12 protein-coding genes and 1 tRNA gene are annotated in these 19,726 nt (G+C 41.4%); 9 read left to right on the plus strand and 4 right to left on the minus strand.

Annotated features, from left to right (window positions below; translation table 11 throughout):
• Positions 1 to 145: 145 nt before the first annotated feature.
• Complete coding sequence (locus A4S05_RS20750) at positions 146 to 3,130, minus strand: valine--tRNA ligase (protein WP_069071698.1); 2,985 nt, start codon at positions 3,128 to 3,130, stop codon at positions 146 to 148.
• A 596-nt stretch (positions 3,131 to 3,726) separates the two neighbouring features.
• Between A4S05_RS20750 and A4S05_RS20755 the strand changes: the two genes are divergently transcribed.
• Both A4S05_RS20755 and A4S05_RS20760 read left to right on the plus strand, forming a co-directional pair.
• Positions 3,727 to 9,159 carry a trifunctional serine/threonine-protein kinase/ATP-binding protein/sensor histidine kinase gene (locus tag A4S05_RS20755; RefSeq protein ID WP_069071699.1) on the plus strand — a complete coding sequence of 1,811 codons (5,433 nt, stop codon included), beginning with the start codon at positions 3,727 to 3,729 and terminating at the stop codon, positions 9,157 to 9,159.
• A 632-nt stretch (positions 9,160 to 9,791) separates the two neighbouring features.
• A complete protein-coding gene (locus A4S05_RS20760; protein WP_069071700.1) occupies positions 9,792 to 10,064 on the plus strand; it encodes a GlsB/YeaQ/YmgE family stress response membrane protein in 273 nt (90 codons plus the stop codon).
• Between the two features lie 355 nt (positions 10,065 to 10,419).
• On the opposite strand, the gene A4S05_RS20765 is transcribed toward A4S05_RS20760, so the two are convergent.
• A complete protein-coding gene (locus tag A4S05_RS20765; protein WP_305121579.1) occupies positions 10,420 to 11,703 on the minus strand; it encodes a nucleotide-binding protein in 1,284 nt (427 codons plus the stop codon).
• 93 nt (positions 11,704 to 11,796) lie between these two features.
• Here A4S05_RS20765 and A4S05_RS20770 point away from each other — a divergent pair, with 93 nt between their 5' ends.
• A complete protein-coding gene (locus A4S05_RS20770; RefSeq protein ID WP_069071701.1) occupies positions 11,797 to 12,627 on the plus strand; it encodes a metallophosphoesterase in 831 nt (276 codons plus the stop codon).
• 192 nt (positions 12,628 to 12,819) lie between these two features.
• Entirely contained in the window at positions 12,820 to 13,653 is an 834-nt protein-coding gene (locus tag A4S05_RS20775) for a metallophosphoesterase (RefSeq protein ID WP_069071702.1), read from the plus strand.
• A gap of 518 nt (positions 13,654 to 14,171) precedes the next feature.
• On the opposite strand, the gene A4S05_RS20780 is transcribed toward A4S05_RS20775, so the two are convergent.
• The gene (locus A4S05_RS20780) at positions 14,172 to 14,912 is read right to left on the minus strand and encodes a hypothetical protein (protein WP_069071703.1); all 741 of its coding nucleotides are present in this window, start codon (positions 14,910 to 14,912) and stop codon (positions 14,172 to 14,174) included.
• Between the two features lie 249 nt (positions 14,913 to 15,161).
• Positions 15,162 to 15,773, minus strand: a complete 612-nt coding sequence (locus A4S05_RS20785) for a J domain-containing protein (RefSeq protein ID WP_069071704.1) — start codon at positions 15,771 to 15,773, stop codon at positions 15,162 to 15,164.
• A 29-nt stretch (positions 15,774 to 15,802) separates the two neighbouring features.
• Here A4S05_RS20785 and A4S05_RS20790 point away from each other — a divergent pair, with 29 nt between their 5' ends.
• From A4S05_RS20790 to A4S05_RS41780, 5 genes are all read left to right on the plus strand, one after another.
• Positions 15,803 to 16,900 carry a tocopherol cyclase family protein gene (locus A4S05_RS20790; protein WP_069071705.1) on the plus strand — a complete coding sequence of 366 codons (1,098 nt, stop codon included), beginning with the start codon at positions 15,803 to 15,805 and terminating at the stop codon, positions 16,898 to 16,900.
• 33 nt (positions 16,901 to 16,933) lie between these two features.
• A tRNA-Arg gene (locus A4S05_RS20795) sits at positions 16,934 to 17,007 on the plus strand.
• A 355-nt stretch (positions 17,008 to 17,362) separates the two neighbouring features.
• Entirely contained in the window at positions 17,363 to 17,893 is a 531-nt protein-coding gene (locus tag A4S05_RS20800; protein ID WP_069071706.1) for a YdcF family protein, read from the plus strand.
• Positions 17,894 to 18,238: 345 nt separating this feature from the next.
• Entirely contained in the window at positions 18,239 to 19,402 is a 1,164-nt protein-coding gene (locus A4S05_RS20805; RefSeq protein WP_069071707.1) for a GuaB3 family IMP dehydrogenase-related protein, read from the plus strand.
• 40 nt (positions 19,403 to 19,442) lie between these two features.
• On the plus strand, positions 19,443 to 19,616 hold the full coding sequence (locus A4S05_RS41780; RefSeq protein ID WP_176727052.1) for a hypothetical protein: 174 nt from the start codon (positions 19,443 to 19,445) through the stop codon (positions 19,614 to 19,616).
• Positions 19,617 to 19,726 lie beyond the last annotated feature (110 nt).

Below are 19,726 nucleotides of genomic sequence, written 5' to 3' on the forward strand. Positions count from 1 at the left end.
AAAATTAATAAAAAATTAATAAAAAATTAATAAAAAATAAGTGCCAGATATTGATATTTTGATTTTGTTCATTCGTAATGGGTAATTGGGAATTATTTTACATTCCATTACCCATTACAGTTATCCTAAGCCACGTTGGCGATCGCTACGACAATCCCTTCAAACGCTCGCGCAAAATTTCTGCTTGCTTCTGTGCTTCTGCTAAAGCTTCCCGCGCTCCCTGTACTACGTCGGCTCTAGCTCTATCTACGAAACTAGGATTGTTTAATCTGGTACTCAGGGATTGAACTTCTGCTTCAGCTTTACTCAAGCTTTTTTCTAGCTTGGCACGCACAACTTCAATATCTACCACACCGCTGAGAGGAATTAGCACTTGTATTGTACCAATTACACCTGCGATCGCATTTTCCGATTCTTGTGGTTGTTCTAATTCTCTCTGTGGGAAAAAGCGTCTCCATAACCTAAGTCTCGCTTGAGCAGTCAGTAAATTTTGGCTCACAAACCAAGCTGTGTAACCAAAACCAACTAGTTCAAAGAAAGTTCCGACAATGGGAATGTCATCAATGGCATACCCAACAGCTAAACCCAATCTACCAAAGACAATGGCCACAATAATTAAGCCAATTATCTTCAAACCCCTTTGAGGTTTTTTCGCAGCAACAGTTTGGTTTTCTTGCTTGTCAGTAATAATTAAAGTCTCAACCTTAGCCAAATCTTTAATATAAGACTGTCCAGCAGTAAGAATTTCCCGCTCCTTCTGGCTTTCAGTTTGCAAATTCGCTGTTACTTTAACCCCTGGTTTAATATCCGCTTCAGCCCGCAAATTCCGAATTGTGCGGATAGTAGCAATCAGCAATTCAAATTGTTCTTCTAAACCTAAGTCAATCAGGTTTGCATCTATCTGGGGATATAGTTGCAATGGTAAGGTTTGTGGTGAATCTGGTGGTTGTTGGGTGAGAGTTTGCCAAATTTCTTCGGTAATATGAGGCATGAAGGGATGAAGCAATTTCATAATCCCTTCCAGCACATAACCAAGGGTTTGCTGTGCTACCTGCCGCGATGCGGGATCGGCATCTGCTTGCAATCTGGATTTCACCAATTCAATATACTGATCGCAGAAATCACCCCAAATAAACTCGTAGAGTCCTTTTGCTGCTTCCCCTAAACCGTAATTATCGATGTAATTCGTGGTTTGTTTAACAACTTGATGATACCGCGAGATAATCCAGCGATCGCTCAATTCGGTAGCGACTGGGTTCCCCAATTGTTGCGGTGTTTTTCCATCTAAATTCATCATCGTAAATCGGGCTGCATTCCACAACTTGTTTGCAAAGTTGCGGGACGCTTCCACCGATGCTGATTCATCCTTTTTGCGATCGTATTCCAGCCGGATATCTTGACCCGCACCAGCCACTTCCCTAATTAGGGTATACCGCAAGGCATCAGTACCATATTTGTCAATTAATAACAATGGGTCAATACCATTACCTTTGGTCTTTGACATCTTCTGACCTTTTTCATCCAGCACCAAGCCGTGGATGTAAACGGTTTGGAAAGGCATTTGCTCAGTAAAATGCCCAGCCATCATTGTCATTCTAGCTACCCAGAAAAAGATGATGTCAAAGCCTGTTACCAAAGTTGTAGTCGGGTAGTAAGTTGCTAAATCCTGAGTTTGTTCCGGCCAGCCCAAAGTCGAAAACGGCCAGAGTCCCGAAGAAAACCAAGTATCTAGCACATCTGGGTCTTGTTCTAACTTGACATTTTCGCCAAATTGTGATTTAGCTTTCTCCCAAGCTTCAGTTTCCGATTTCGCTACTACAAAGGGCGTGTTATCGGTAATTTGCCCATCCGTTTCACTGACAGCGTACCAAGCAGGAATTTGGTGTCCCCACCATAATTGGCGAGAGATACACCAATCTTTGAGTTTTACTAGCCAATCACGATAAACCTTAGTCCAGCGTTGGGGGACAAACTCTGGGGAAGTTTGCTGGTCGAGGAATTCGAGAGTGTTGTCAGCGAGGGGACGAATTTTGACAAACCACTGAGTTGAGAGGAGGGGTTCAATAGGTACTTTACCGCGATCGCTGTAGGGAACGGTATGCTTATAATCTTCTATCTTCACCAGAAAGCCATCTGCCTCTAGACGAGAAACCACATTCTTTCTAGCAACAAAGCGGTCTTGTCCTTGAAACTCCCCGGCATTGGCGTTGAGAGTGCCATCTTTATTCATAATGTTGATAAAGGGCAAATTATGACGCTTACCCATGTCAAAATCGTTCGGGTCATGGGCGGGAGTCACTTTCACGCAGCCTGTGCCGAAAGTAGGATCAACGAATTCATCGCCAATGATGGGAATTTCTCGTTGTAAAATGGGCAGAGTTAGAGTTTTGCCGATGAGGTGTTTATAGCGATCGTCATTGGGATTAACTGCTACTGCCGTATCACCTAGCATAGTTTCTGGTCTAGTTGTCGCCACCTCTACAAAGCCGGAACCATCGGTGAGAGGATAGCGGAAGTGCCAGAGATTGCCATTAACCTCTTGATTTTCTACTTCTACATCAGACACAGCCGACTGAGAAGCTGGACACCAGTTAACTAAATATTCACCACGATAAATTAAGCCTTCCTCGTAAAGACGAGTAAATGCCTCGACAACAGCTTTAGATAAACCCTCATCCAGGGTAAACCTTTCCCGTGACCAGTCCACCGAGACACCCAAGCGTCGTAGCTGATTAAGAATCGTTCCCTCAGACTCCGCTTTCCATTGCCAAGCGCGTTCTAGGAACTTTTCACGCCCCAACTCGTAGCGAGTTTTACCCTCTGTCTTGAGTTGCTTTTCCAGCATACTATGCACAGCAATGCTGGCGTGGTCAGTTCCGGGTAGCCACAGGGTATTGCGCCCCTGCATCCGGTGGTAGCGCACAAGAGTATCAATCAACGCACTTTCAAATGCGTGTCCCATGTGCAAACTGCCGGTGACATTCGGCGGTGGAATGACGATACAGTAAGGTTCGCCGCCTTTATTAGGGTCAGCTTTATAAACTTGGTTGTCTTCCCAGAATTTTTGCCACTTGGCTTCAGTGGAAAAAGGGTCGTAGAGACTGGGAAGATTGGGAATGGTTGCGGTCATGCGGGGCAAACTAACTATGGAAGGACTCTATTGGCACTCCCTGACCTGAAGGTGCAGGGATTCTTGATTCAACGAGTCCACTTGGGTTAGACCCCTTGCGGTATCTAATCCAGAGGTGGTTCTCTCCTCAAGCGTTAACTTTCCGAGTGCCCCTCGGTAGTTGGATGATTCCAAAATTTGTTTGATTTAAACTCTGATCGCCTAGTCCCCATGAAGATTTTACCTATTCCTGGGTTGTTCTAGAACTATGGAATAGAACCCCATATCTTCAATTGTCAAGGTACAGATTGCCGTTAGGCACTTAGGTTTTTATACAGGTTGATTACCGTTCCTGTTAAGCCCAATCTTACCAGAACGTGACTGAGGCGTAAACACCTCAAACCGTTTTCATCACGCAGTCTGAAGTACGGAATACGGCGCTGTGCGCCTGTTCCTCAAGGGTTGGAGAGGGTTTGATGGAAACGTAGATATCAAGGGTATCGTCTTCTCTGCAAGAGGCTGCACATTGGCGAAATGTCTCCCAGAGAAGACGCTATCTGTAAGTATTGCCATGTTTTTGGGAAACCTAAATACTGAGGTCTCAAAGATTAAGCCCTATGGTCAGCATTCCCGGATATCACGTTAGCGAAGAACTCTACAATGGTTCTCGAACCTTAGTTTATCGTGCTAATCGAGAAACTGATCAAAAATCTGTGGTGATTAAGCTGATGAAAACTGCTTATCCCAGCTTCAGCGAATTGGTACAGTTTCGCAATCAGTTCACCATCGCCAAAAATTTGAATATACCTGGAATCATCCAAACCTATAGTCTGGAACCCTATCAAAATGGCTATGCGTTAGTGATGGAAGACTTTGGGGGAATTTCTCTTAAAGAATGGGGAGTAGGGAGTAGGGAATGGGGAGTGGGGGTAAGGGTAGAATCTCTGATGGAATTTTTACGAATTGCGATCGCACTGTGTAATGCATTAGATATTCTAATTCGTCATCGGATCATTCACAAAGATATTAAACCCGCCAATGTTTTAATTAATCCAGAAACTAAAGAAGTTAAGTTAATTGACTTTAGTATTGCATCTCTGCTGCCACGGGAAACTCAAATTCTTATGAGTCCTAATGTGCTAGAAGGGACACTCGGTTATGTATCTCCAGAGCAAACTGGAAGGATGAATCGGGGGATTGACTACCGGACTGATTTTTATTCTTTGGGTGTAACTTTTTACGAATTACTATCAGGGCAATTACCATTTCAATCGCAAGACCCGATGGAATTGGTACATTGTCACATTGCAAAACTTCCACCCCTTTTAGGGGACAGGGGAGAGGGGACAGGGAATAGGGAAGAGATTCCTCAAGTTCTCTGTGACATTGTGATGAAACTGATGGCTAAAAATGCCGAAGACCGATATCAGAGTGCATTTGGGCTGAAATATGATTTAGAAAATTGTTTGGCTCAACTCAAGGAGACGGGGAAAATTGCAAGTTTCCCAATTGCTCAACGTGATGTGTGCGATCGCTTTATTATCCCAGAAAAACTCTATGGTCGTGAGCATGAAGTTGAAACTCTGCTAAAAGCCTTTGACCGTGTTACCAACAACCAAACTGAACTAATGCTGGTGGCTGGTTTTTCTGGTATTGGTAAAACTGCAATTGTTAATGAGGTTCACAAACCCATTGTCCGGCAAAGAGGCTACTTCATTAAAGGCAAATTTGACCAATTTAATCGTAATATCCCCTTCTTTGCTTTTGTCCAGGCGTTTCGAGACTTAATGAGGCAATTGCTGAGTGAAAGTGATGCCCATTTGTCAACTTGGAAAAATAAGATTTTACAAGCACTGGGTGAAAATGGGCAAGTCATTCTTGAGGTAATTCCAGAACTAGAACAAATTATTGGTCAACAACCATCTGCAACGCAACTGTCATCAAGTGCAGCACAGAATCGGTTTAATTTGTTATTACAAAGGTTTGTTAAAGTATTCACTACCAAAGAACATCCCCTAGTCATTTTTTTAGATGATATGCAGTGGGCAGATTCAGCATCAATGAAGTTAATCCAGTTACTAATGAATGAGTCCAAGGAAGGATATTTGTTATTAATTGGAGCTTATCGAGATAATGAAGTGTCTGCTGCTCATCCATTAATGTTGACATTAGATGAGATTGCTAAAGCTAATGCTACTATTAACAAAGTTACATTAGCTCCTCTGAGTGAAGCAAGTTTAAATAAACTGGTTGCTGATACCCTAAAATGTTCACTACAAAACACACAATCTTTAACACAGCTGGTATATCAAAAAACCAAGGGCAATCCATTTTTTAGTACACAGTTTTTCAAAGCTTTGCATGAAGACCAGCTAATTAAATTTGATTTAGAGACCGGAAGTTGGCAATGTAATCTTGCCCAGTTAAAGGCGTTAGCTCTGACAGACGATGTGGTTGATTTTATGGTATTACAGTTGCGAAAATTGCCAGCATCAACACAGAATATTTTGAAACTAGCAGCTTGTATTGGTAATCAATTTGACTTAGCAACATTGGCGATTGTTTCTGAAAATTCCGAGACTGAAACCGCAACATCCCTCTGGAAAGCACTACAAGAGGGATTAATTCTGCCACAAAGTGAAGTTTACAAATTTTATGTCGGGCGAGAAACACAGGATTTAGTACAAAGTTCGCTAACTGTAAACTATAAATTTTTACACGATCGCGTTCAACAAGCAGCTTATGCATTAATTCCAGAGGATAAAAAACAATCCATCCATCTGCAAATTGGTCAACTGCTATTAAGCAAAATACCTATTAAAAAGCAGGAAGAGAGAATTTTTGAGATTGTTAATCAGTTGAATATTGGTGTAAAGCTAATCACTAGACAGTCTGACAGAGATAAATTAGCACAGTTAAATTTGCTAGCTGGTCAAAAAGCCAAACTATCCACGGCTTATACTAATACGATCGAATATATTAATTGTGGTATTCAGCTATTGAGAACAGATAGCTGGCAACAACAGTATTCACTCACATTAGCATTATATGAAGAAGCTGCTTCAGCAGCCTATCTCATGGGTCAATTTGACCAGGTAGAAGAGTTTGTTAAGCAAGTGCAACACCATGCTAAAGCTTTACTAGATCGGGTTAAATCGATTGAGATTCAAATCCAATCTTATTTAGCTCAGAGTCGTTTTGATGATTCAATTCGGACTGCGATCGCACTGCTAAATCTCTTAGGCGTAAAACTATCTCATCAAGCGAATCAAACGCAAAATTTATTAAGTTTAGCTAAAACCAAATTAAGATTTTTAGGTAAATCTCCTTTAAGTTTAATTGATTTAGCTGACATGACGGGGGACAAACAACTGGCAGCAATCCGAATTCTAGCTAGTACGAATTCAACGGCTTATATTGCTCGTCCAGATTTATTGCCACAAATAATTTTGAGCGAAGTCAATTTATCGATGCAGTACGGCAATGCAGCTGCATCTGCATTTGGCTATGCCTGGTATGGATTAATTGAGTGTGGCATTCTGGGAAATATTGAGACAGGTTATGAATTTGGTCAATTAGCATTGCAAGTCCTCGAAAAATTTCATAGTAAAGAATTAAAAGCTAGAACCTTCTTCATTGTTCAAACATTTATTAATCACTGGCATCAACCCCTTAAAGACACAATCGCACCGTTAACTGAAGCCTATCAAGTAGGTTTAGAAACAGGAGATATTGAATATGCAGCTTGGGCTAGCTATAGCTGTAGTTTTCATGGATACTTGATGGGGCAGGAATTGGCTGAGTTAGAAAAACAGATGGGTGACTATGCTGAAGTCTACAGCCATTTTAAACAAGAAAAACCTCAGACATATATTAATTCATTTCGTCAAGCCATCTTGAATTTGTTGGGACAGTCTACTAATCCTAATTACTTATCAGGTGATGTTTATGATGCACAAACTATTCGCCCTTTACAACAGCAAGCAGGCGATCGCACTGGATTGAGTTTTAGCTATGCCAATGAACTCATACTTTGCTACCTGTTTGAAAATTATACCGGAGCATCTGAAGCCGCAATTCATGCAATGACCTATTTAGATGGGGTAACATCGGCGGCAATTGTACCAATAGTTTATTTTTATGAGGCGCTAACCCAATTAATTCTCTATCCAACAGCAACAACTGCCCAGCAAAAACAGATTCTTAAAAAAGTAACTTCCCATCAGAAAAAGCTGAAAAAATGGGCGCATCATGCCCCAATGAATCATCAACACAAATTTTACTTAGTTGAAGCAGAACGGCATCGGATTTTGCAGCAAAAAAACAAAGCAATGGAACTGTACGATCGCGCCATAACTCTAGCTAAAGAAAACGGATATATCCAAGAAGAAGGCTTGAGCAATGAGTTGGCTGCCAAGTTATACCTCGACTGGGGCAAAGAAAAAATCGCCCAAACTTATATGCAAGAAGCTTATTACTGCTACGCTCGTTGGGGTGCTAAAGCCAAAACCGAAGACTTAGAAAAACGCTATCCCCAACTCCTGGTTCCCATCTTACAAGAGCAGCTTAATCCCTTGCAACTGAGATCAACCATCGATACATCATCATTTCCACATCAAACCATCCACACAAATCTTTCTAGTAGCAGTATTTCTGAAGCCCTCGATTTGGCTACCATTCTTAAAGCCTCACAAGCTCTCTCCAGTGAAATTAAATTAGAGCAATTACTCACTATTTTCTTGCAAGTGATAATGGAAAATGCTGGGGCACAAAAAGCTGCCCTACTTGTACTCCAACAGGAGAACTTAACAGTTGAAGCCGTAGCCACCATCAATGAAGGAGTCACTCTACTATCTGTACCATTATCAATCAGCGAAGGCATTCCGATTACACTAGTAAACTTTGTCAAACACAGCTTAAAAACCGTTGTGCTGGATGATGCAACAGCAAAAACTGATTTTATCGCCGATCCATATTTCATTCAGCAACAACCTAAGAGTGTGTTGTGTACGCCGATATTAAACCAGGGTAAAATCATTGGGCTGGTGTATCTAGAAAATCCGCTGACAATTGGTGTATTTACGAGCGATCGCACTGAAGTCATCCAACTGCTATGCTCCCAAGCCGCCATATCTCTAGAAAATGCCCGTCTTTATCAAGAATCTCAGAATTATGCCGATCAACTAAAGCGATCGCTGCAAGAACTTGAGCATACCCAACTACAAATGGTGCAAAACGAAAAAATGGCAACCTTGGGCAATTTAGTTGCAGGGGTGGCACATGAAATTAATAATCCCATAGGATTTCTCGAAGGTAGTCTCAATAATGCCGAAGAGTATACTCAAGACTTACTTGCCCATATTCAATTGCTTAAACAACATCATCCCACTCCAGCGATCGCAGTCATTGAGCATGGCGAAAAAATTGACCTAGAATTTCTGATTGAAGACTTACCAAAGCTAGTAAGTTCGATGAAGGTGGCTTCGGAACGGATTAAAGACATTAGTACCAGTCTTCGCACCTTTTCCAGAGCCGATACAGCCGAAAAAGTTGCTTGTAATCTCCATGAAGGGATTGAGAGTACCCTGTTGATTTTGAAGTATCGCCTCAAAGCTAACGAAAAACGTCCAGCGATCGAAGTCATCACCGAATATGGAAAATTACCACCTGTTAAGTGCTTTTTGGGACAACTAAATCAAGTGTTTATGAACATCCTCGCTAATGGCATTGATGCCTTAGATACATCCATTAGCGGGCTTTCTTTTGCTCAAGCCCAAGCAAATCATCAGCAAATACTGATTCACACCGAAGTATCCAGTGACGAGCGCACGGTAACAATTTACATCAAAGATAACGGTCAAGGGATGTCAGAGGAGGTTAGAGCCAGGATCTTCGACCACCTGTTTACAACTAAAGAGGTTGGGAAAGGAACAGGATTAGGATTAGCGATCGCTCGTCAAATCGTTGAGGAAACCCATAACGGGCGGTTGAGTTGCAATTCTGTGCTTGGCGAAGGAACAGAATTTGTCATAGAGATTCCAGTGTCTTAATAGCTACTAGTACCGCAAGGCGTAATTCGTAATTCGTAATTCGTAATTAATTGTTTGCAAAGGTTTCAGACATTTAAAATGGGTGGCTGATTTACGCCAAACTGTACTAGTGCGATTTCAAAAAATACAGAGATAAAAACGAGGGGAAAAGGGGAAAGGAATAAACAATTCACCCACAAAGGGCGAGGTTTTTATCTTTTCCCCTTACCCTTTTCCCAGCCCAGATAACAGATGAAGAGTGCTTATCCGAACCGTATTGAGAGCTACCTTATTCACAATACAGGTCGATGCATTAGCTTTTCTAATCGTGTGCGCCTGATTTTGCCTCCTTTACATTACTTTAGAGACAGTCTCTAAAAACTTAGCTTAATTCTTCTAGTAGAGGAGAGAGCTAATTAAAAATGCGTATACTGCAATTACCAAGCAATAGTTTGATAAGCCCCTAGTTAAAGACCGACTAGGAGCTTTTTTTATTGATTATCTATCTCAATTGGATCATATTGAAAAAACTTAGTAGTAATTAAACTATTCCTTATGGATATTAATAATTAATTCTGATGGTAGATTGAGTCAGAGATGAAGATAGTTAATATGTATTTGTCGGTCAAAAACGTTTACCAAAATTAACAACAATGAATATTCTTGCTTGGATTGTTTTAGGTCTAATTGCTGGTGCGATCGCAAAAGCTATATATCCTGGTCATCAAGGCGGTGGAATTCTAGGAACAATTGTGTTAGGAATCATCGGTGCTTTTGTTGGCGGTAGTTTAGGTGTATTCTTCAGTACGGGAACCTTAGCTTTAGCAGCTCCTAGTCTTAGCATTCCAGGCATTGCGGTAGCAGTTCTTGGTGCGATTGTCGCAGTTTTCTTGTGGAATTTACTAACCAACCGCAGTGCTGTATAAAAGTAAAATTGCGGTAAATCAATGAGAAAGATTTCGCAAATTCATTTAACTATTTTTAACTGTGAATTAAATTAAAAAAATAGCGTCTCCGTAATTACAGGTAGGCGTTATTTTTTTGATTGTAATAAAATAATCAAAATTAGCGCTAGCTAATAGGCTATTACAGTTCAGATAAGACCAAAACACTTGTAGAGACGGCGATTTATCGCGTCTTCAATACCCACTAATAGGCTATGTTACAGCTTAGAGAGTGTTTAAAAGTCAGTAAAGCCTTCATTTTCAGCACAGATATTGCTAAAAATTCGACAGGTAGGAAGATTAGCGATCGCTAAGTATAAATGTTATTTTAAGAGTGTTAATTAGCTCTAAGAATTCCTATGCCAGCTTTTCTTTCAATATAATCTGCTAAGTTGATAAAATCTTCACGCGGGTAGCACCTTCCACCAACCAGATCAAAAGCTAATCTACTGGCAGGATTTTCTGGATTTTCGAGTATATGTATACCCCAGTAGTAAAGTAGGTCACTAGTGCGAATACAAACTTCTTCTGGATCTATACAATGAAATTTATTATCTATTTTGCTAATTTCCTTATAAGCATTAGAATAGACTTCTTTTAAAAGTCTTAAACGCTTAATGCCAGGATCTTTAAAGTTGTTAACTAGTACAAATAAATGAGCTTCATGATTTATTTTACGTATATCTGTCACAGTTGATTGAATAACTTTACCATGCTTGCTTATTCCCAGTGGATTAAAGGTTGTTGGAATAATACAATAATCTAATCGCTTAACTAGCTCTCCTGGATTACGCTCTAATGCTGGTGAGCAATCGCAAATTACTATTTGACAGTCACGGGCAGCATCTTCATTCCAATCATTTCCATTAAACACTTGAATAGTTGTTCCTACACCTTTAGGATTGGGAACAAAAACACCATCACCTACTAATTTTTGCAGATTTTGTTCTGGATCTAAATCCACAAGCGCCACATTAAATCCTTGCAGCGCTAATGCTCCCGCTAAATGTCCTGCTACAGTTGTTTTCCCTACTCCACCTTTACAGGTAAAAATCCCAAAATAAACTTTTTTTGGTGTAATTTCTTCGGTAGTTTCAGGATTACTTCTGCCACCAATGACAGAATCACCATCAATCCCAACAAGCTTATTTTCATGGGCAATCCCACAACGAATTCTAGTATCTTTACCCCAGGTTCTCATTAATGCCAATGCTGGGCCGCCAAATCCTTTTGTGGTTATAAACCAACCAAAATTAAATTTTTTGCCTTCGTCAGAATCTAAAAAGTCAGCAAACTTTAAAAGCTGCGGCGCTGTTACGTTACCTTTTAGCCATTTAACCTGAACAACACCAACTAGATTTCCTTTTTTGACCACTAGATCATAGCCAGGTTGATTGGTCTTTGCAGTTTCAACAGTCCAATCTGCTTTATGGATCAGTTTTGCTACGTGCTGCTCAAAGTGGGTAAAATCCTGGATGAATTGTGGTTCTAATGGTGATGGCATAAACAGCTTTAAGTATTTTGGATCAATGCGGTAGTATGTAATACAGTATACTAAATTAACAGCAAAGTTACGTCTGAGTTTAATAAGTATAAATACTATAAAATCTACAGGTTTCATAAAATTTTCAATAAGTTGGACTGGTCGCTGCACACAAACCGACGATGTTTAGTTAAGCTGTAAGCGCTATGATTAAAGTTTATTGAACGTCTTATGCACTGGTTGTTATCTGGGCCGTTGAGTATAGAAGAATTGACGGTTAACATTGCAGGGTTGCCTGCATCGTTACAAGGTAAGAAGTTGGTGCAGTTGTCAGATTTTCACTACGATGGTTTGCGGCTGTCGGAAGATATGTTAGAAAAAGCGATCGCAGTTACTAACGAAGCTGAACCAGATTTGATTCTATTAACTGGTGACTACGTAACTGACGATCCGACGCCGATTCACCAACTGGTACTTCGACTCAAACATCTGCAAAGTCGCAGTGGTATCTATGCTGTTCTTGGCAATCATGATATACATTACAAACACGCAAAAACAGAGGTTACACAGGCGTTAACTAGCATTGGAATTCACGTCCTTTGGAATGAAATTGCCTATCCACTAGGAAAAGAATTGCCACTCGTTGGACTTGCGGATAGTTGGTCACAGGAATTTCACCCCGCACCAGTTATGAACCAGCTAAACCCCGACACACCCTGCATCGTTTTATCGCACAACCCCGATACTGCGGAGATATTACAAGCATGGCGAGTCGATTTACAATTATCCGGTCATACTCACGGTGGTCAAATCGTGATTCCCGGAATTGGCCCTGTGGCGTTGTTTTACGAGAAACTTGTAGAAAAAATACCCAAAAAAGTGCGACGTCGATTCCCATTTTTGGAAGTAAATGTTTCTGTAGTCAGCCATTGGGAATGGGCACAGGGTTTTCATCAGCTAGGAAAAAATCAGTTATATGTCAATCGTGGTTTGGGAACTTACCTCCCAGGACGCTTATTTTGCCGCCCAGAAGTTACTATAATCACCCTACAAGGTGAGTAAGCTAATTCAAAATTCAATATAAAAGAATGCAATTACAGCAGGTATTCTGGCTAATGAGTACCTGGCATACATAAATGAAATCAATGAATTAATTGTATCTACAGTAGATGACATAAATTATTGCATTTTATCAAGTTACATTTTGATTTTTGGTAAGCTGTAAGCGCTGGTATGAGGAGTCTCGGTTGCCTTATGCATTGGTTGTTTACGGGACATTTAAGAGTAGATAAAATAACGGTTAAGATTGCACAACTTCCTGCATCTTTACAAGGTACAACGCTAGTGCAGTTGTCAGATTTTCACTACGATGGTTTGCGGCTATCGGAAGATATGCTTGAAGAAGCGATCGCAGTTACTAACGAAGCTGAACCAGATTTAATTCTATTAACTGGTGATTACGTAACTGACGACCCCATGCCAATTCACCAACTGGTGCTTCGATTAAAACATTTGCAGAGTCGCTGTGGTATTTACGCCGTACTCGGCAACCACGATATCTATTACAGCCACTCCAAAGCAGAAGTTACACAGGCTTTAACTAGCATTGGGGTGCATGTGCTTTGGAATGAAATCGCCTATCCACTAGGAAAAGAATTACCACTTGTGGGACTAGCTGATTATTGGTCACGGGAATTTTACCCCGCACCAATCATGAATCAACTGGATTCTGTTATACCCCGTATTGTTTTATCCCATAACCCAGATACAGCCAAGATATTGCAACAATGGCGCGTAGATTTGCAACTATCTGGTCATACTCACGGTGGTCACATCGTAATTCCGGGCATTGGCCCCCTAGTACTTTATTACAAAAAGCTACTCAAACAAATTCCTAAAAAATTGCGGCGTTGGGTAACATTTTTTCTGGGAGACTGCTCGAAAGTAGTGCGATATTGGGAGTGGGCGCAAGGATTTCACAAGATAGAAGAAAATCAACTATATGTCAATCGTGGTTTAGGAACTTATAAACCAGGACGTTTATTTTGTCCGCCAGAAGTAACTGTAATTACCTTAATTAGTCATTAACAATTCTGAATTTTTTAATGAACTCAAAGCAGAAACCGCCAGAAGCTACGATGGATAGGTATCAGCAGCTTGGGGCGGTTTCTTGAAGATTGGAGAATTCAGAAATAACTAACTCAACTAAGGTGGACAGCATTCGCGATCGCTCTACTCAGAATTGCACATCCTTACATTTCAACTAGGTAGGCATTTTCTGGCTGTGCGTTCTAAAACCTCCAAAACAACTCATTGAACTCAAGGCAAAAACACATTCAATGGATGCCACAACCATAAAGAGCGATCGCAAGAACATTAGAGCAGGAGGCACAGGCTCTAACTTGAAAGTTTTTGTTTAACTTTTAACCTGTTTGTACCTTGCTCTTAATCTAGCATCGTGTTTGTTTAGCTACAAGACACGTTTACTAAACTTTAACAGCATTAATTTATCGCAATAATTCAAAAATATTGCTTAAAAACTGCCCACTTGTTGCGTATTGGCGTGAATACCAACATTATCAAGTGGGCTGAAAGTTCAGAAGCCGTTATTGAGCAGAACCGCCTCCGCCTGTAGTAGCATCACCTGCGGTAGAAGAACCGCTATTAGATGCAGGTGGAGTAGTTTTAGAGGTATCACTTGTCGTGTCTGGAGCGACATTCTTGGGAGAAGTATCGCTCTGCGAAGTCGGAGTGTTATTAGATGGACTCGTGGTCTGGCTCTGTGTCGCATTGGGAGTTGGCTGAGTTACAGAAGGTGCTTTTTCTGCCGCAGGCTGCTGGGGTGGAATGGTAATGTTAATATCCGGTTGGCGAGGTGCAGATGGAGGTGTAGCCTGCTGTTGTGGAACAGGAATAGGAACAGGTACTTCTCTAATTGTTTCGATTATCGTCGTTTGTGGTTGAGGAGATGCACTGGGGGTTGCACTACTATTACTCGGTACAGGAACCACGACTGGTACAGTCTTGTCAACGGCTGCGTTATTCTGCTGGTTGAAGTACCAAACTCCACCTATAACCAAACCAAGCAGGGAAGTAATGATAATACCCAACACTAAACCACCACTAACATTGTTTTCATCACGCTGGGCTAAATCTGCCTGCTGATTGCTACGCTCAGTATTTCTACCTTGTACGTAACCGTTACTGAAAGAGTTTGGATTAACTGTGCTGTTCTTTACGGTTTCAGTGGTTTGCGTCAAGTCAGTGTGAGTATTACCATTAGCATCAGTGTAAGATTCTTGCTTAAATTCACTGTTTTGGCTTTCGCGTTCATTGGGAATAGGCATAGCTATTGATTTCACTCCTCGATATCATGTTGACAAACTAAAGTTTTGTAAAAACAAGAGGTTTTACTCAATTGAAAAATATATGTTGCTGATAAATGTTGGGTTTTATTTGCTACGCGACTGTTGGTGATTCTCAGGATAACCTCTGAGATCAGCAAGTGGCTCTATCTGTAGGAAGTTAATACTTAATCAAGAGAAAGAGTGTCCCAAAGATGGATGTTATTAAGGTGTCACCTGATGGGTAAAACCTTATCTCCAACGCCGATTTAGCCTCAGTAAACTTTTTATCCTCTGACAAAATCTTTCTACCAGAGGTCTAGGCTTTGATACATATCTAGGTGAGCGCGATCTACGTGTACTCCCCGGATTTCTTAACTCTTGTTCTATTTGAGCAGCTTTATTTAAATCTGAAGCGGCTCTATATTCGTATCCCAATTGTGAGCAAACTAGTCCACGATATTTATACGCGTCAACGTAGTGAGGATTGAGACGAATTGCGTGGGTAAAATCTGCGATCGCATCCTCATATCTTCCTTCTGTAGCATTCTCTACTCCTAAAGTATAGAAAGTTTCTGCATCCCAACGATTGACAGATATTTTTGTGGGATTTTTAGGCGAAGATGAAGATGGATTTTCAGGAATGGGAGGCTCAGATGGACTTTCAGATTTGAGCTTATTGTAAGCTGCGTTGATTGATTTGATTTTTTCCTCAGCTTCCTGTTTTTGCTTTTGATCAACAAAGCGATCGGGATGCCAAATTTTCACCAGTTTACGGTAAGTTCGCTTCACCTGTGCTTGAGATGCACCGGGTTCCAGCCCCAGAATTTCATAAGCATGATTGATATCGAGGTCATCGCGCATACTGAAAAAATCGGCAACTATATAGATATATGTTAACTATTCCCCTAAATCTCCTTCAATCAACCCAAACGCCTCATTCTGGTTATCACTGGGATGGAAGTAGTCGCCGCTTCTTTGAAGGCTGGTATTACCGCGTCACGTTACCGGAAATTGGACAAACATTCGCCTTTATGTACTCCATTGAAGACCCCATCGGCGATAAACCCCACAGCGGTGGTGCAGCTCAAATACTAGGGCCAGATGATGAGTATCTATGCCGTACTTTTCCTGATGTCAACAAATTTTGGGGTAGTCGGGATGTCCTGGGTTTAGGTCATTGGGGTAAAACCAATTTGCAAGTTTCTCCCCTATACCTCCTTCCAGCAGAGTTTAAGCATCATGTACAAGAAGGCTATCAAGCTACAGCCACCTTGAACCAGGGAATAATTTGCGATCGCGCTACCAATAATTATTGCCGTTGGGAGTATGAAATTCAACCAATATACGGTTGGGGAAATCAAAACAGCATTCAGCAATCAACCGCAGGCTGGCTGTCGTTCTTGCAGATTTTTGAACCCGGATGGCAAATTTTGATGGCTCATGGTTTAGCCAGTGGAAAGATTGACTGGAATGGCAAAATCTACGAATTCACCAACGCCCCAGCCTACAGCGAGAAAAATTGGGGTGGTGCTTTTCCTCAAAAATGGTTTTGGATAAATTGTAATTTCTTTGAAGGCGAACCCGACTTAGCATTAACTGCTGGCGGTGGGCGGCGGGGCGTGCTGTGGTGGATGGAATCTGTAGCGATGATTGGACTGCACTATCAAGGCAAGTTTTATGAATTCGTTCCCTGGAATTCAAAAGTAGAGTGGGAAATTCAGCCTTGGGGTAGATGGCAAATGAAAGCTAGTAACTCTCATTACGAAATTGAATTGACAGGAACCACCAATCTATCTGGTACACCTCTACGTGCGCCCACAGCAGAAGGTTTAAGATACTGTTGCCGAGATACTATGCAAGGAAAGCTAAATTTAGAGTTACGAGAACTGAATGGAAGAAAATCTCAAATAATTCTCAAAGCAGAAAGTCTTCTTTGTGGTTTAGAAGTAGGCGGCGGCTCTTGGGATAATTGTTGGCAGTCTGACTAAAACTACTGCTATAATTATATATGCTTCGCAGTTGGGGTTGTAGCTCAGTTGGATAGAGCGGACGCCTCCTAAGCGTCAGGTCGTGCGTTCAAGTCGCACCAGTCCCGTTTATTCAGGCAATTAACATATAACAATTCATCGGAGCACAGCCTTGCTTGTGCACCTGCTATTAGTCTCTATTCTATGCAATCGAGAAGAACTAGATAAAGTGGTTACAACCCTTTGATGAATCGTCCGATACAGGTTAGGATAATCCATCAATTAGAGGTAAAACTTTAAGCACGCTTAATCGCGCTGCGACGAAAAAATCGACCAAATTTATTATATTTGGGCAGATTTTTTGGAAGTTTGCTAATCTACTATCAATTGTTTTTTCTTCTAGACAGAGAAAATTTTGGACTGAGTAAATTAAGTTATTGAGCCTTGAATAAGCTACTCTTTACAGGTAAATCTTTTCGTTTTATGGCTTTTGTCCTACCGCTATTCGTGTGGTGGGGATACAAAGAAGTACAAAACCAATTTGTACAGCCGCAAGCAGTTATAGTGTTGGGTGGTTCAACGAGACGTTTAGAGAGAGAGAAGTTTACAGCAAAGTTTGTTAGTGAGCATCCAAATATACCGATTTGGATTACTGGCGGTAGTCCACCTACATTCACCCAACGAGTGTTTACCAAAGCTGGTATTGATCCCAAACGTTTACACTTGGATTATGAAGCAGTAGATACAGTTACTAATTTTACTACGTTGGTGGATGATTTGCAAGCTCGTGGCATCAAGAGCGTTTACTTAATTACTTCAGACTTCCACATGCGTCGGGCTTGTGTCATCGGCGAAATTATTTTGGGTAGTCGGGGTATTTATTTAAAACCAGTGCCAGTTCCTTCAGAAAACCCCCCTGAATCTATCGAAAAATCTATTCGTGATGGAGCTAGAGCGATAATTTGGTTAGCAACTGGTTACACTGGTGTCGATGCTGCGAAAAAGAAACGGTAAATAAATTTGGGATTTTGGAAATGAAAATTTTCAAATTCAAAAACTTTATCGAGATGAAATAAGACAAACTATTCCAAGTTGGTGGCATTTATGGGAATTTGCATGATCTTGACCTAAGTCAATACAGGCAAATTAAGAGAACTAATGCCAATAATCTTGACATCAACTCAGTAAGAACAGACACATCAAAGTATAATTTTTGAAAAACTAGCGCAACACTAACCTTCAAACAACACAGCAGCCTGGACTGTTCGGAGTAGTCTAGTATAGTTCGGGGAAAAAAACGCCCCAAGTTCTCCCACAATTTGATACCCTAGCTTAAACAGATTTGAGAAAATTTAAAGCGTGGAAATTCAACTTGGGCGGGGAAAAACAGCTCGCAGAGCTTACGGAATAGATGAAATTGCTCTAGCCCCCGGTAACAGAACACTAGACCCTAGTTTGGCGGATACTAAGTGGCGTATTGGCAATATTGAGCGAGAAATCCCGATAATTGCCAGTGCAATGGATGGCGTAGTAGATGTTCGTATGGCTGTACGTTTGTCACAGTTAGGAGCATTAGGTGTCCTCAATTTAGAGGGGATTCAAACTCGCTATGCTGACCCAGAGCCAATATTAGATCGGATTGCCTCTGTGGGGAAAGATGATTTTGTTGCCTTAATGCAAGAACTCTATGCCGAACCAATAAAGCCGGAATTAATTGAACAACGTATTCAGGAAATTAAACAACAAGGTGGGATTGCGGCGGTAAGTGCAACTCCAGCCGGTGCAAGTAAATACGGTGAGGCGGTGGCAAAAGCTGGGGCAGATTTATTTTTTGTGCAGGCTACGGTAGTTTCTACTGCACATCTGTCACCAGAGTCTTTGGTACCACTTGATTTAGCAGAATTTTGCCGTTCCATGCCTATCCCAGTGGTGTTGGGAAATTGTGTGACTTATGAAGTCACTTTGAATTTGTTGAAAGCTGGAGCAGCTGGAGTACTGGTGGGAATTGGGCCTGGTGCCGCTTGTACGTCCCGTGGCGTATTGGGTGTGGGTGTGCCACAAGCGACTGCGATCGCAGATTGTGCAGCAGCACGAGATGATTACTACAAGGAAACCGGCAACTATATCCCCATTATTGCTGATGGCGGTTTAATCACCGGTGGCGACATTTGCAAATGCATCGCCTGCGGTGCCGATGGTGTGATGATTGGTTCCCCCTTTGCCAGAGCCGAAGAAGCCCCAGGAAGAGGTTATCATTGGGGTATGGCGACTCCCAGTCCAGTCTTACCCCGTGGCACCCGGATTCGCGTTGCCACAACCGGTAGCTTAGAGCAAATACTCATTGGCCCAGCCGGACTAGATGATGGCACTCACAATCTTTTAGGAGCCTTAAAGACGAGTATGGGCACTTTGGGAGCTAAAAATATTAAAGAAATGCAACAAGTGGAAGTTGTGATTGCGCCTTCCCTATTAACTGAGGGTAAAGTTTACCAAAAAGCTCAACAATTAGGTATGGGGAAATAAAGGGAATAGAGAGTAGGGAGTAGGGAATAGGGAATAGGAGATGGGGAGAAATAGCCCCATACCCAATGCCCACTCCCCACCTTTGCAGGGTAGGTATTTAAGAAAGGTTATAGATAGTTCACTACTATACTGGTTGTTAAGTTTTTGGGTGGAGGATGAAAAGCGTTTAGCACAACCCGCTGATTTACAATTTGAAGTTGCGGATAGTGGCTGATACTCCATACACTCTTGGTAGCCAGTGTGTTTAAAGAGAATTTTTTTAGGAAATTATAACATTGGCAATTTGGATGCTATATTAGTAAGTCTAGTAGTGTGTGTACATAA

Origin of the sequence: Nostoc sp. KVJ20 (assembly GCF_001712795.1) — a bacterium.
GTDB lineage: Bacteria > Cyanobacteriota > Cyanobacteriia > Cyanobacteriales > Nostocaceae > Nostoc.